The 14,538-nt window shown below is 33.6% G+C and carries 17 protein-coding genes; 11 read left to right on the top strand and 6 right to left on the bottom strand.

All coding sequences use genetic code 11. From position 1 onward, the window contains the following. Nucleotides 1–4 precede the first annotated feature (4 nt). Nucleotides 5–217 (bottom strand): DNA-dependent RNA polymerase subunit epsilon, encoded by a 213-nt coding sequence (locus tag ACX6U0_RS05065; protein ID WP_464958900.1) that lies wholly within the window; start codon nt 215–217, stop codon nt 5–7. 350 nt (nt 218–567) lie between these two features. On the opposite strand from ACX6U0_RS05065, the gene ACX6U0_RS05060 reads away from it, so the two are divergent. Both ACX6U0_RS05060 and ACX6U0_RS05055 read left to right on the top strand, forming a co-directional pair. Beyond that, nucleotides 568–1,476, top strand: a complete 909-nt coding sequence (locus tag ACX6U0_RS05060; protein ID WP_464958899.1) for a DMT family transporter — start codon at nt 568–570, stop codon at nt 1,474–1,476. A gap of 16 nt (nt 1,477–1,492) precedes the next feature. After that, nucleotides 1,493–2,266: a Cof-type HAD-IIB family hydrolase gene (locus tag ACX6U0_RS05055; RefSeq protein ID WP_464958898.1), complete on the top strand. Its 774-nt coding sequence runs from the start codon at nt 1,493–1,495 to the stop codon at nt 2,264–2,266. Between the two features lie 51 nt (nt 2,267–2,317). On the opposite strand, the gene def is transcribed toward ACX6U0_RS05055, so the two are convergent. Beyond that, a complete protein-coding gene (gene def, locus ACX6U0_RS05050; RefSeq protein ID WP_464958897.1) occupies nt 2,318–2,875 on the bottom strand; it encodes a peptide deformylase in 558 nt (185 codons plus the stop codon). Nucleotides 2,876–3,070: 195 nt separating this feature from the next. Beyond that, the gene (locus ACX6U0_RS05045; protein WP_464959544.1) at nt 3,071–3,172 is read right to left on the bottom strand and encodes a YjcZ family sporulation protein; all 102 of its coding nucleotides are present in this window, start codon (nt 3,170–3,172) and stop codon (nt 3,071–3,073) included. A 196-nt stretch (nt 3,173–3,368) separates the two neighbouring features. Here ACX6U0_RS05045 and ACX6U0_RS05040 point away from each other — a divergent pair, with 196 nt between their 5' ends. The 6 genes from ACX6U0_RS05040 (at nt 3,369) to ACX6U0_RS05015 (ending at nt 9,833) form a co-directional block, all read left to right on the top strand. Further along, the gene (locus ACX6U0_RS05040) at nt 3,369–4,016 is read left to right on the top strand and encodes a YkyA family protein (RefSeq protein ID WP_464958896.1); all 648 of its coding nucleotides are present in this window, start codon (nt 3,369–3,371) and stop codon (nt 4,014–4,016) included. A gap of 476 nt (nt 4,017–4,492) precedes the next feature. Further along, nucleotides 4,493–5,572: a pyruvate dehydrogenase (acetyl-transferring) E1 component subunit alpha gene (gene pdhA / locus ACX6U0_RS05035; protein WP_464959543.1), complete on the top strand. Its 1,080-nt coding sequence runs from the start codon at nt 4,493–4,495 to the stop codon at nt 5,570–5,572. A 3-nt stretch (nt 5,573–5,575) separates the two neighbouring features. Next, on the top strand, nt 5,576–6,553 hold the full coding sequence (locus ACX6U0_RS05030; protein WP_464958895.1) for an alpha-ketoacid dehydrogenase subunit beta: 978 nt from the start codon (nt 5,576–5,578) through the stop codon (nt 6,551–6,553). 120 nt (nt 6,554–6,673) lie between these two features. Beyond that, a complete protein-coding gene (locus ACX6U0_RS05025; protein WP_464959542.1) occupies nt 6,674–8,029 on the top strand; it encodes a dihydrolipoamide acetyltransferase family protein in 1,356 nt (451 codons plus the stop codon). 5 nt (nt 8,030–8,034) lie between these two features. Continuing rightward, a complete protein-coding gene (lpdA, locus tag ACX6U0_RS05020) occupies nt 8,035–9,447 on the top strand; it encodes a dihydrolipoyl dehydrogenase (protein ID WP_464958894.1) in 1,413 nt (470 codons plus the stop codon). Nucleotides 9,448–9,593: 146 nt separating this feature from the next. Beyond that, a complete protein-coding gene (locus tag ACX6U0_RS05015; RefSeq protein WP_464958893.1) occupies nt 9,594–9,833 on the top strand; it encodes a hypothetical protein in 240 nt (79 codons plus the stop codon). Here ACX6U0_RS05015 and ACX6U0_RS05010 read toward each other — a convergent pair whose 3' ends face one another. Further along, nucleotides 9,834–10,229: a DUF1885 family protein gene (locus ACX6U0_RS05010; RefSeq protein ID WP_464958892.1), complete on the bottom strand. Its 396-nt coding sequence runs from the start codon at nt 10,227–10,229 to the stop codon at nt 9,834–9,836. It lies immediately after the preceding gene. A 157-nt stretch (nt 10,230–10,386) separates the two neighbouring features. Between ACX6U0_RS05010 and ACX6U0_RS05005 the strand changes: the two genes are divergently transcribed. Further along, on the top strand, nt 10,387–10,680 hold the full coding sequence (locus ACX6U0_RS05005; protein ID WP_464958891.1) for a DUF3055 domain-containing protein: 294 nt from the start codon (nt 10,387–10,389) through the stop codon (nt 10,678–10,680). A gap of 171 nt (nt 10,681–10,851) precedes the next feature. Further along, complete coding sequence (locus ACX6U0_RS05000; protein WP_464958890.1) at nt 10,852–10,974, top strand: GapA-binding peptide SR1P; 123 nt, start codon at nt 10,852–10,854, stop codon at nt 10,972–10,974. A 76-nt stretch (nt 10,975–11,050) separates the two neighbouring features. Here ACX6U0_RS05000 and ACX6U0_RS04995 read toward each other — a convergent pair whose 3' ends face one another. Both ACX6U0_RS04995 and ACX6U0_RS04990 read right to left on the bottom strand, forming a co-directional pair. Next, nucleotides 11,051–11,884, bottom strand: coding sequence for a protein-glutamine gamma-glutamyltransferase (locus tag ACX6U0_RS04995; RefSeq protein WP_464958889.1), 834 nt, complete (start codon nt 11,882–11,884; stop codon nt 11,051–11,053). A 144-nt stretch (nt 11,885–12,028) separates the two neighbouring features. Then, entirely contained in the window at nt 12,029–13,480 is a 1,452-nt protein-coding gene (locus ACX6U0_RS04990) for an aminotransferase class I/II-fold pyridoxal phosphate-dependent enzyme (RefSeq protein WP_464958888.1), read from the bottom strand. A gap of 277 nt (nt 13,481–13,757) precedes the next feature. Between ACX6U0_RS04990 and ACX6U0_RS04985 the strand changes: the two genes are divergently transcribed. Then, the gene (locus tag ACX6U0_RS04985) at nt 13,758–14,027 is read left to right on the top strand and encodes a UPF0223 family protein (RefSeq protein ID WP_464958887.1); all 270 of its coding nucleotides are present in this window, start codon (nt 13,758–13,760) and stop codon (nt 14,025–14,027) included. The last annotated feature ends 511 nt before the right edge of the window (nt 14,028–14,538 follow it).

The raw sequence follows: 14,538 nt of genomic DNA, 5'->3' as shown, positions 1-14,538 counted from the left end.
AAATTTACACTAACTCCAGAACTTTAAAGTTTTCACTTTGTTTTTCAAATTCAAGATGAGCACCGGTTAAAGCTTGAACAAGCTCAATATTATAATTGAAAGGTAATAATTTCGCACGAACTTCTCTTTCACTATCTGCTTCCACATAAACCGTCTTTGTTTTCTCTCTTACAGGCGCTTCTAAAAGCACTTCCTGATAGTATACTTTAAAAATCATTTAAATCTCTCCTTGTCAATTCTCTATCTTCTCAATATTATAAGGGATTTTCTATATATTTTCATTCTTTTTATTGCATATTGCCTAAAATAGGCTCATTTTAAAAATTTATTTGAAATTATAGAGATATATTTCTTCTTTCTTAATAATTGTTTTAGCCGTTTTTTTAATTTATTTCTAAGTCTCTTTAACATTAGTTTTCCCTCCATTACTCGAAATTAAACTCGTATGTAACGAACACGGACATTGGATTAGTTATGTATAGTATTTATCGAAAAAACATTTTCATACAATATAGAGGAAAAAGAAGATAGAATAGAGGTTATCTAACATGTTAAGGAGAGAATGCTGTGAAGAAATTATATGTGGCATTATTTTTACTAAGCATCATTTGGAGTACTTCATTTTTGTTTATTAAGCTACTTTTAAATGAAATTAGTCCAGAGGGGATCGTATTTTATCGATGTTTTTTCGGTGCGATCACATTATTCATCATTATGTTACTGAAAAAAGTTAAGATTGATTTTAAAAATCTACCTAAAATGGGTTTAATCATTGCAATATCGCTTTTTAATCATGCGATTCCATGGTTATTTCTTTCTTTCAGTGAGACACATCTTCAAAGCAATGAAGCAGCAATCTTAAATGCATTTACCCCTATTGCTACACTCGTAATTGGACTTTTTTTCTTCTCCCAAAAAATTGTTACAAAACAATGGATTGGACTTTTCGTAGGTATTATTGGCGTAATGATTATGATGAATATCAATCTATCAACAATCTTTTCCAATAATATATATTATTCTTTATTAATGATTTTTGTTACTTTCTGTTATGGGCTTGGTTCTCATTTAACAAAAAAATATCTACAAAAAATTGATGTGTTAATCGTGTCATTTTTAACACTAGGTATTTCAGCCTTTTTCGGATTTTTATATATGGTATTTGCTGGAAAAGGTACAATTAAACCGTTTGTTAACATTGAGGTGTTTGGTGGATTACTAGGTCTTGGTGTATTGTGCTCAGGCTTGGCATATTTATTATTTTATTATATGGTTAAAGAGGGTAGTGCAGAGTTTGCAACAATGGTCACTTATATTGTTCCAGTCTTTGCTTCTGTCTGGGGATTTTTCTTTTTAAATGAACCAGTAACTCTTAAAATGGTTGCAGGATTACTAATTGTATTATTAGGCGTTTTTATTACAAATAGTAAGAAGAATTCAAAGATCAAAAACACAAATGCTAATGCGGCCTCATAAGTAAGGAGAGAAGAGTATGTCAAAACCAATCGTATTTTTTGATATAGATGGCACAATTTTAAATCATGATAAACAGATTCCAAAGAGTACAAAAGAAGCTATTTTTGAGCTCCAAAATAGAGATATACATGTAGCAATTGCTACTGGAAGAGCACCTTTTATGTTTCAAGATATTAGAGAAGAATTAAAGATTAATAGTTTTGTCAGTTTAAATGGTCAATATGCAGAATTTGAAGGTAAAACAATTCATAAGCATGCTTTACATTCAGATCAACTTCACTTGTTTACAGAAAAAGCGAATGAATTAGATATTCCCCTTGTTTATTTAAATAACGAAACGATGAAAGCTTCAAAGGATGCTCATCCTCATATTCTTGAAGCAATGACTTCTATTAAGATGAGTCATCCAGAGGTTCAGAGTGATTTTTATCAAGGCCGTGATATTTACCAGGTTTTACTTTTCTGTGAAGAACATGAGGAATCTAAATTAACAAATGGATTTGAACAATTTAATTATATTCGATGGCATGATTATTCTTCTGATGTATTACCAATTGGCGGTTCAAAGGCAAATGGAATACAGCAGATGGTTAATCATTTAGGGATAGATATGAAGAATGTATTTGCCTTCGGTGATGGATTAAATGATTTAGAAATGATTGAGAATGTTGGTACTGGTATTGCAATGGGAAATGCAGTTGAGCCATTAAAAAAATTGGCTAATTATGTTACTACTAATGTAGAAGAAGATGGTATTTTAAACGGCTTAAAGTGGGCTGGATTACTATAATTAAAAAAGCAGAATTCGCTAGAGCGATTTCTGCTTTTTATTTTATTTAAACTAGTTTCTTTCTAATGGAGAAGCCCCTTCAGGAGCAGAAAAAGGATTATTTTTATTAATTCGATCATAAAACATGATTCCGTTTAAGTGATCAATTTCATGCTGGAAGCAAATTGCCGGTAACCCTTTTAAGCGAATTTTTACTTCACCTAATTTTGTATCGAATCCAGTAACTGTAATTCTAGCGTATCGTGGAACATATCCTTGAACATCTCTGTCGACTGATAGGCAACCTTCACCTGCAGATAAATATACTTGCTCGACAGAATGACTAATAATCCTAGGGTTTAACAATGCATAACTGAATAAATTGCCTTGTAAATCCGTAACATGTACTCCAATTGCTCTTTTTAAAATGCCAATTTGAGGCGCTGCTAATCCAATCCCTGAACGTAAACTGTATTCATTTGATATTTCAGGATCTTGACTATTAATAACATATTCCAATAAAGAATTTGCTAAGTTGATATCTTCAATACTTGGCGGTAAATTTATTTCTGCTGATACTTCCCTTAATCTAGGGTCACCTTCACGGATAATATCTTTCATTGTAATCAAACAATCTCACTCCTTACATTGCTTCATATTAAATTATATGTAATTTTTATTAGTAATAATAGTCTAACAAATCTTCATGGAATTGTCAGTAAAGCGAAGTCTTATAGAAATTGAAAAGGAGCGAATAAAAACATTCGCTCCTAAAGTTTGTGGTTATACATAAATATAGAGTGTTTTAGCGATGTAACTAAAGAATTAGCAAATGAATGCCGCACCAACGATGATTAATAAAATGAATAGAACAACGATTAATGCGAAACCACTTCCGTAACCACAACCGCCATATCCAGGGCCAATACCGCCTTTACCATATCCTCCGTAACCGTACATAATATAACCTCCTTTTAAGGGTGTTTCCGCATGCAGCGGATACTATAAATTATGAAAAAGTAGCTAAAGTGTGTGGGTATGTGACTATGTTTATATTGAATACGCATAAAAAGTCAGAAAAGATGCATGATGAACATAATACAAAAAAAATCAGGTGAAAATCATGTATAAAAAAACAATGCGTTATTTATTGGTATTTTCATTTCTCGTATTCGTAAATACAGCTTGTCAATCTGAGTCAAAACAAAAGGATTCTGTTATTGAAAAGTTAAATAAAATTACTGACATGGAACAAACATTCTTTAAGGCTGGCGAGCAAATTCAAGAATTAGAAATCCAAGAGTTAGAATGTTATGAAAAGATATTTTCATTCAAAGTAAATGAAATTGATAAAAGGCAAGCTACTGCCAAAAAAGCAATCAGATTATTAAATGAGAGAAAAGGGATGATTGAAGAGGAATCAAAATTAATTCACAAGATAGACATAAAAATCGAAGAACTTCAAACAATAAACATTGAAACAAAAAATGATGAGTTTCGAAAAGATGTGAATGAGTTCATACTGACTTGGAAAAAAAGAACGAATAAGTATGATCAATTAAATAAGAAATATAAAGAAGCAATTAAAATAGACCTTACAATTTACAATTTACTATCTCAGAAAAAAGTTGAATTAAAAAATGTTAAGAATAAGACAAAGAGTACAAACGTTGTTTATAAAGATGTCATAAAAATAAATGATCAACTAAATCTTTATACTCAAAAATTAAATAATCAAAGAAAAGATATCTATGAAAAATATGGAAAATAAGTAAATTTTAATAGGGTCTAACAATAAAAAGTCGTTGTAGTACAGCTTGGTATTCTGGTAAAAAAAATACGAAAATTCGCTATTGAAGTATAATTTATGGGAAGTTCTATTATTGTATAACAGATAGGTGTTTCATGGGTAATACAGATTAAAATGAAACCCGGATTTTTTTCGTTAAATCATGTTTAAAATAATACAACAAAATATTTGACGAGTTTGTGAACGTGCGATAAACTGTACTAGTATTGAACCTTGTACTAATGTAATACACTATAATAATAAGTACAGTTTTTAATTGTAAGTGAAATCATCTCAAACAACTTATAATTACTACCTAAAATACTAAAGTGGATATTGTTGATAAATGATAGCCTCCATAATTAAAGAAGGGTGTGGGTTTAGTGGCAACTACTACTAAGAAAGTAGAAGGAAAGGAAAAAACAGAAATGAAGAATAATCAAACTGTTTCTGAATTAATGAACCAAATGCTTCAATTTGGTGATTCAGTAAGTACTCTTCAAATTTTAAACGAAGAGGGCGAAATCGTTAATGAAGCAGCAATGCCTGAATTAACTGATGATCAATTAAAAGAATTAATGAAGCGTATGGTATGGACTCGTGTACTTGACCAACGTTCAATTTCATTAAACAGACAAGGTCGTTTAGGATTCTACGCACCTACTGCTGGTCAAGAAGCTTCTCAATTAGCGAGTCATTTCGCTCTTGAAAAAGAAGACTTTATCTTACCTGGTTACCGTGATGTACCTCAAATGCTTTGGCACGGTTTCCCATTATATAAAGCATTTTTATGGTCACGTGGACATTTAGTAGGAAGTCAAATTCCTGAAGATGTAAATACATTGTTCCCACAAATTATCATTGGTGCACAAATTATTCAAGCTGCAGGTGTTGCACTTGGTATGAAATTAAAGGGGCAAAAATCTGTTGCCATTACATATACAGGTGACGGTGGTGCTTCTCAAGGTGATTTCTACGAAGGTATGAACTTTGCTGGTGCTTACAATGCTCCTGCGATTTTCGTTGTTCAAAATAACAGATATGCGATTTCAACTCCTGTTTCTAAGCAATCAAAAGCTAAAACAATTGCTCAAAAAGCAATTGCAGTAGGTATTGCTGGTATTCAAGTTGATGGTATGGATCCGTTAGCAGTTTATGCAGCTACATCAGAAGCTCGTAAACGTGCTATCAATGGTGAAGGCCCAACATTAATCGAAACTTTAACATTCCGTTATGGACCACATACAATGGCTGGTGATGACCCTACTCGTTACCGTACAAAAGATACAGAGAATGAGTGGGAAGCAAAAGATCCAATCGTTCGTTTCCGTAAATTCTTAGAGAAAAAAGGTCTTTGGACTGAAGAAGAAGAAAATGCAATTATCGAAGAAGCAAAAGAAGCAATCAAAGAAGCAATTAAACTTGCTGACCAAGAACCTAAACAAAAAGTTACTGATTTAATGGAAAATATGTTCGAAAAGAAAACAAATAATATAGAAGAGCAATATGCAATTTATAAAGAGAAGGAGTCGAAGTAAGTCATGGCGCAAATGACAATGATTCAAGCTATCACAGATGCATTACGCGTTGAAATGAAAAACGATCCAACTGTAGTAGTATTCGGTGAGGACGTTGGATTAAACGGTGGTGTATTCCGTGCAACTGAAGGTTTACAAGCAGAATTCGGTGAAGATCGTGTATTCGATACACCACTTGCTGAGTCAGGAATCGGTGGATTAGCAATCGGTCTAGGAACTCAAGGCTTCCGTCCGGTACCAGAAATTCAATTCTTCGGATTTTTATTTGAAATTATTGACTCAATCGCTAGTCAAGCTTCTCGTATGCGTTACCGTACAAGTGGTCGTTTTACGTCACCAATTACTTTCCGTTCACCATTTGGTGGAGGAGTGCACACACCAGAAATGCATGCGGATAGTTTAGAAGGATTAATGGCTCAAACTCCTGGTTTAAAAGTAGTTATTCCATCAACACCTAAAGACGCAAAAGGACTTTTAATTTCATCTATTCGTGATAATGATCCAGTTATCTATTTAGAGCACATGAAATTATATCGTTCATTCCGTGAAGATGTACCTGAAGGTGATTACACAATCGAATTAGGCAAAGCTGATGTTAAACGTGAAGGTAAAGATGTATCTGTATTTGCATACGGTGCAATGGTTCACGCTGCATTAAAAGCTGCTGAAGAATTAGAAAAAGAAGGGGTTTCAGTTGAAGTTGTAGACTTACGTACTGTTCACCCATTAGATATCGATGCAATCGTAGCATCTGTTGAGAAAACTGGACGTGCAGTTGTTGTTCAAGAAGCACAAAAACAAGCTGGTATTGCTGCAAATGTAGTGGCTGAAATTAATGATCGTTGTATCCTTTCATTAGAAGCACCAGTTGTACGTATTACGGCAGCTGATACTGTATTCCCATTCTCAGAAGCGGAAACTGTTTGGTTACCAAACCATAAAGATGTAGTTGAAGGTATTCAAAAAGTATTAAACTTCTAATAAGAGTGTAACAAAAATAGTGAAAGGTATTTGATGAATTCATCAATACCTTTCTTACATTATAGATGGAAATTTAAAAATATTAACTTTGTTCGGAGGTAGAAATCTGTGTCAAACTCAGTGGCAAGTCTATTTGAATTTAGATTACCAGATATCGGTGAAGGTATTCACGAAGGTGAAATTGTAAAATGGTTTATTAAAGCAGGCGACGAAGTAAATGAAGATGATATCATTTGTGAAGTTCAAAACGATAAATCAGTAGTTGAAATTCCATCACCTGTAAAAGGTAAAGTGTTAGAAGTATTAGTTAGCGAAGGAACAGTAGCAGTTGTTGGTGATGTTCTAGTACGATTAGATGCACCTGGTTACGAAAACATTAGCTTCAAGGGTCAACATGCAGAAGAAGCTCCAACTACAACTCCAGTACCAGAAGCTGCTGAAGCAGTTCAAGCAAAAGTACAAGAGTCTTATGAGCAAAGCGAACCAAAAACAGAAACTGCACCACTTTCACCAGTTGCTGCAATTGAACCAAAAGCTCATGTAATTGCAATGCCTTCTGTGCGTAAATATGCACGTGAGAAAAATGTAGATTTACGTATCGTACCAGGTTCAGCTAAAAATGGTCGTGTAACTAAAAAAGACGTAGATGCATTCTTACAAGGTGGAGTTGCTCCAGCTGCTGCAGCGCAAACAGAAGTTGCTGTTGAAGTTGTGAAAGAAACTCAAGTTGCGGAACAAGAAGCTCCAAAAGCAATGCCTATTCCAGAAGGTGCATACCCTGAAACTCGTGAAAAAATGAGCGGAATTCGTAAAGCAATTTCAAAAGCAATGGTTAACTCTAAACATACTGCTCCACACGTAACATTAATGGATGAAATAGATGTAACGAAACTAGTTGCTAGCCGTAAAAAATATAAAGAGGTTGCTGCTGCTCAAGGTATCAAGTTAACATTCTTACCTTATGTTGTTAAAGCTTTAACTTCAGCATTACGTAAGTTCCCAGCTTTAAATACATCAATTGATGATGCTTCTAGCGAAATCATTCACAAGCATTACTATAACATCGGTATTGCTGCGGATACTGATAAAGGTTTATTAGTGCCAGTTGTTAAAGATGCTGATCGTAAAGCAATCTTCTCAATTTCAGCAGAAATTAACGAATTAGCAACAAAAGCTCGTGATGGTAAATTAGCTCCTGCAGAAATGAAAGGTGCTACATGCACAATCACTAATATCGGTTCAGCTGGTGGACAATGGTTCACTCCTGTAATCAATCACCCTGAAGTAGCTATTTTAGGAATTGGTCGTATTGCTGAAAAACCTGTAGTATTAAACGGAGAAATCGTTGTAGCTCCAGTATTAGCGTTATCATTAAGCTTTGACCACCGTATTATTGATGGTGCAACTGCTCAAAACGCTTTAAACCACATTAAACGATTATTAAATGATCCAGAATTATTATTAATGGAGGCGTAAGATAAATGGTAGTAGGAGATTTCGCAATTGAACTAGATACGGTCGTTATCGGTGCCGGTCCTGGTGGATATGTTGCAGCTATTCGTGCAGCACAACTTGGACAAAAAGTTGCAGTTATTGAAAAAGGTAACCTAGGTGGAGTTTGCTTAAACGTTGGTTGTATTCCTTCAAAAGCATTAATTACTGCCGGTCACCGTTATGAGACTGCAAAGCATTCAGAAGATATCGGTATCACTGCTGAAAATGTAAAAGTTGACTTTTCAAAAGTACAAGCTTGGAAAGGCAGTGTTGTTAATAAATTAACTGGTGGTGTAGCTGGTTTATTAAAAGGAAACAAAGTTGAAGTTATTAAAGGTGAAGCATACTTTAATGATGCAAACACTCTTCGTGTAATTACTGAAGATTCAGCTCAAACTTATACTTTTAATAATGCAATCATCGCAACAGGTTCAACTCCAATCGAAATCCCTGGTTTCAAATGGAGCAAACGTGTAATCGATTCAACAGGTGCTTTAAACTTACCTGAAATTCCAAAAAAATTAGTTGTTATTGGTGGCGGCTATATTGGTATGGAATTAGGTACTGCTTATGCAAACTTTGGTACACACGTAACAATTTTAGAAGCTGGTGATGAAATCTTAAATGGTTTCGAAAAATCAATGAGCTCAATTGTTAAACGTGGATTAAAGAAAAAAGGCAATGTTGATATCGTAACAAAAGCATTTGGTAAAGGCGTTGAAGAAACTGCTGATGGCGTGACTGTTAAATTCGAAACAAACGGAGAAATGAAAGAAATCGAAGCTGATTATGTTTTAGTAACAGTTGGACGTTTCCCTAACTCTCGTGATATGGGCTTAGAAAATGTCGGTATTGAAATTAACGAACGCGGTGTAATTGGTACTGATAAACAAGCTCGTACATCAGTTAAAAATATTTATGCAATTGGTGATGTAATTGCTGGACCTCCTTTAGCTCATAAAGCTTCGTATGAAGGTAAAGTAGCTGCTGAAGCAATTAGTGGTTTATCAAGCGAAATTGAATACCTAGCGATTCCTGCAGTTGTATTTACTGATCCAGAATTAGCAACAGTTGGATATACGAAAAAACAAGCTACTGATGAAGGCTTAGATGTAAATGTTGCGAAGTTCCCATTTGGTGGAAATGGTCGTGCATTATCTCTTAACGCTACAGAAGGTTTTGTTCAATTAGTATCACGTAAAGAAGACGGTGTACTTGTTGGTGCTCAAGTAGCTGGTGTGAATGCATCTGACATTATTTCTGAACTTGGTCTTGCGATTGAAGCATGTATGAGTGTAGAAGATATTGCTCAAACAATCCATGCTCATCCAACATTAGGTGAAATATCAATGGAAGCTGCTGAATTAGCGATGGGACACCCAATCCACGTATTGAAGTAATCTGACATACTGAATTGGTATCAACCATTATTCATAATAAAAAACCTCCTAGTATTAGGAGGTTTTTTTGCATTTTAAAAGTATGTACCGCATAACGTTGTAGAAAACAACATTTTTATTGGAATGTAAATGATGGTGGTGTAAAAATGCGTAAACAATTAATGGTATTATTTATTCATCAATTCTTTTGGGTCGGATTTTCGTTTGTCATGTATTTATCAAAAAGAGACCAATTGTATGCAAAGTTAATATTATTTTTAGTGTTTTTTTATCAATTGTACTTAATTGCTAAATTTGTTGGAAACACAAGAAAAGCAAGTATTATGATTACTTGCTTCTACGCTAGTTTATTTTTCTTTTGTCAATTGATCGTTAACTTATTTTAATTATCGTTTATAGAAATACATGATGCGATTGTTAAATAGTTCAAGTTTACCTTCTACTTTTTGAGCTAAGAATCGACACAATTCATTAGCTTTACCTTTATCGCCATAAGTAGAATTTGGTAATAATGTGATAACGATATGTTTGTCATCTTTTATTGAAACAACAAAATGATTATATCGTGAATCATTGCTTTTTAAATATAGTGCATCTTGTTCATCTAGCTTTTTATTTGAAACGTTATAAGGAAATGAAGCCCTTTCATAATTCCAGTCAACTTGTTGTCCTATTTTTGTAGATGATTGTATGTATTCGTTAATTAAGTTTTTTAATAAATCTAAACTTGCCTCTTGATATTTTGATTTATCCATTAATTGAATGGTAGCTTGTTGAACCATTTTCATATCCCCCTAAGTTGTCTTTCCAGTTAAAAATCACTTTTTTTCTTTTTTATCATAACATTATTTCAAATTTTTAGACAAGTATTCGGAATGAATTTTACGTTCACTTCATATGTATTAATTTACAACACAAATGTGAGGAGTGGAAAATGATATGTTTGAAAAATTATATGATGATCATGAAAATGTTAGAGTAAGATTTGTTGGTTTTATTGCAAACGATGTAAGGTATGATATAGGCATTGTATATACGAACATGTTTTTTGGGAAACCACTCGTCATCTGCATGCAGTCTAGACAATGTATCGTTCTAGATCGTCAAGATGTTTCATATCCAAATCAATTAAAATTCCTTTGTAAATTGAAGAGTGATGAGGAAGCGATGCAGCTTGCAGATTATTTAGCTGATTGGTTACCACATCCTAGGATGGAAGAGAGCTACGAATAAGTTGGAAATTAATGTGTCATACTAAATGCTTCGTTAATACAATGAATTATGAAATAAATAGTTTGAATACTGTTTTATTGAGTTATACTTATTTACCTATTGCGTAAATAAGTATAACACTTTATAATGAAGTTACGTTAATTGATACAACATTATGAAAGGGGTTACAAGATGGGAACGTTCGTATGTAAATGTTGTGAAAAAACAGTAGGTCATTTCGAGGATGAAAAAGTTACGACTTTATATGTAAAAGACTGTGAGCAATGTGAACCGTCAATTGAAGAAACTTGTTAATATAATTTAATATGAAACATCATAAAGAGGGTACTTTATTTAAAAGTACCCTCAATTTTTATTTGTTTTACAGTATTTAAGCAATTTGGTGCTGATCTCCAATTCTAGCAGTAATGACATCACCTGATTCGTCTCTTGTATTGACAGGAATCAGTTTTGAATCATCCGTTAAATAATTAACCATTTCATTTGCATCGATACGTGTATTTAAATTTGTTAAATACGCTGAAATCATAGCAAATGGATATCTATGCATATTTAGATGAAAGATGATTTCCGGTAAAGTACGAATACCGATACCATGTCCATAATAGAAATTACTACCCATATACACTGTGTTCTCACCTTGCCACTCCGGGGTAATAGGATCTACTTGAGGATTTTTTATATATACGACATCTCCAGGTGCTGGTCGATCAATTTCCGCAGTACGAATAGCTAATTTTGAATCATAATTCCAAGTATATAAGTACATTCCTCGATTGAATAATTGGTCAAATACTTCATAGCCGTATAAATCTAAGAGGGCTTTGTAGAAAACAATTACGATTGCCGTTGCACACTCAGTAGCATAAAATTGTCCGTTGCTAAAAATGTCATATATACCAGCAGACGGTCTTACACCAGGTCGTAAACGAAAGCCACCTTGACGTGTGCGAATCCAAAACATAGGGTTGCAGTAAGCTCTTCTAAAAACTCTAAATTGCATATTACTTGCTAACAATTGTTTCGAAGCTCTAATAATATAAGTACGTAACGTTAAATCAAATGATAATTCTCGATCAGATTTATAAATATTTGAATGTCGACTGTTTGATAAATTTTTTATAATTTCTTGTACTAGTTGATCATTCCAGTCTCCACTTTCTTTTAATGAAGCATGAACAATTTTATTATTCACGACTATCACTAGGTTCACATCCTATCATAATAGCTTTATTATAACTATTCTCTAATTATTTACCTTAGCTATCATATGCCTAATTAAATTGAATGTGATACATAATAAAAAAACTAGGGAAATTTTTCCCTAGTTTTCGTTTTCACATATAGATTATTTAATAACTTTTAGCGTATATAAATCTTCATCTTCAGGTCCTTGTACAGGTAGACCAGCTTCAATATTCTTTTTAATATATATTAAATTTTCAAGTGTAATTTCTTCACCTGGTAAGAAAATAGGGATACCTGGTGGATAAACCATAACGAATTCAGCAATTATACGGCCAACTGATTCTTCAAGTGGGACTGACTCTGTTTCAGAATAGAATGCATCCCTAGGTAAAACAGCTAAATTTGGAATCGTTGGGATCGTCACATTATAGGCTTTATAATGTTCTGACATCGGAAACTCTTCTACAAGAACTTCAAATGCATGAATTAATTTCTCGATATCTTCTTTACTATCTCCTGGAGTTAAAATACAAAGGACATTATATAAATCAGACATTTCAACTTCGATATTAAAACGTTCGCGTAACCAAACCTCAACGTCATGACCTGTAATTCCTAATTTTTTAACACTTATTAATAATTTCGTTGGATCAAAGTTGTGTGTTGCTTCTTTTCCAAGTAGTTCATAGCCTGGACTATATAAACCTTCTATATTATTAATCTTAGTTCTAGCATCATTTGCTAGTCTAATAGTTTCTGTAATTAATTCCTCACCAATTGTAGCCAAACGTTTTCGTGCAACGTCAAGAGAGGCAAGTAAAATATAAGATGTCGAAGTTGTCGTTAACATACTCAAAACAGATTGCACTCTGTGGACGTTTACAATGCCTTCTTTGACATTTAAAATTGAACTTTGAGTTAGAGAGCCACCAAGTTTATGAACGCTTGTAGCAGCCATATCAGCACCAGCTTGCATCGCTGATATTGGAAGTTCATCATTAAAATGTATATGTACACCATGTGCTTCATCAACTAAAACAGCAATTCCGTGTGAATGTGCTAAATCTACGATACTTTTTAAATCAGCAACAAAGCCGAAGTACGTAGGATTAATCACTAAAACCGCTTTTGCATCTGGATGATTTACGATCGCTTCTTTTACAGCATTTGTTGTAATTCCATGTGAAATTCCTAATTCATTATCAATTTCTGGATGAACAAAAATTGGCATCGCGCCAGAAAAAATAATAGCTGATAATACCGATTTATGAACATTTCTAGGAACAATTATTTTATCACCAGGACCACAAACACTCATAACCATTGTCATGATGGCCCCGCTAGTACCTTGCACTGTAAAGAAAGTATAATCAGCACCAAACGCTTTTGCAGCAAGATCTTGCGCTTGTTTTATTTTACCTTTTGGATGATGTAAATCATCTAAAGGAGCAATATTGATTAAGTCGATTGACAATGCGTTATCGCCAATAAATTCCCTAAATGTTGGATCCATTCCATTCCCTTTTTTATGTCCTGGGATATGAAACTGAATAGGGTTCTTCTTTGCATGTTCTAGTAAAGAAGTAAATAACGGCGTTTCATTTTGGTTCATTTAACATACACCCCATTTATGAATAATAGTGTTTTTCGGAAGTGGTATGTTTGTAAACAAATCAAATATGTTTACTCTCATTAAGTTATAAACTGTTTTACCTTCATTTGAAAAACAAAAAAATTATATCATTCTATGAATTTTCTGTATAGAAAAAAATGCTAAAGTTATGAAATATTATTCATTGAAATGAAATTATATCAATATTTAATAGAAGAATTGAAATTGAAAAATGTGATAAAATGGTAGTAGTAACATGAAATAGGAGTGGATTTACATGGATTATCAATATCCGATACTTTTCGATTGGAGTACGAATGAAACAATCGAAGTTATACAATTTTACACATCAGTTGAAAGAGCGTATGAAAAAGGTATTGAAAGAGAAGAGTTAATGTTGGCTTATAAGCAATTTAAAAAAATAGTTCCTAGCATTGCTGAAGAGAAGAAGCTATGTGGTGAATTAGAAGAAATCTCAGGCTATTCGGCATACAGAGTCATGCAAAAAGCGAAAAGTGCTGCACCTGGAGATAAAATAAAAATGTAAAAGAAAAGGCAATTGATATCCGAAAGGGGATCAATTGCCTTTTTTATAATGCCAATTTCTTCCATTAATAATGTGAACTGAAAAAAACTTTTTTAAATGTCATTTGTCTAATGCTTGTCGGAGCAAAACAGTTGCCTCCACTTTTCGGTCTGTCTAGTTCCAGGTGTTTGCCCCTCGAGGTCATAAGCCAATGCCCAGTTAAGGTTAAAATGCAACCTTATCTGTTCATCGTCTTATGCTTGTCGGGGCAGAGCGAACACCTTCCACATTTCGTGATGTCTAGTTCCGGCTCCTAGCTCCTCGAGTCATAAGCCAAACCCCATTAAAGGTAAAAAGCACCTTTATTGGTTTTTGTCTTATGCTTGTCGGAGCTAAACAGTCGCCTCCACATTTCGTGATGTCTAGTTCCGGCTCCTAGCTCCTCGAGTCATAAGCCAAACCCCATTAAAGGTAAAAAGCACCTTTATTGGTTTTTGTCTTATGCTTGTCGGAGCTAAACAGTCGCCTCCAC

The sequence above is a fragment of the Gottfriedia sp. ABJ_BB2_2 genome (genome assembly GCF_055484705.1).
The sequence above is the reverse complement of the archived record's forward strand: the minus strand, read 5'-3'. Positions and strand labels throughout refer to the sequence as shown.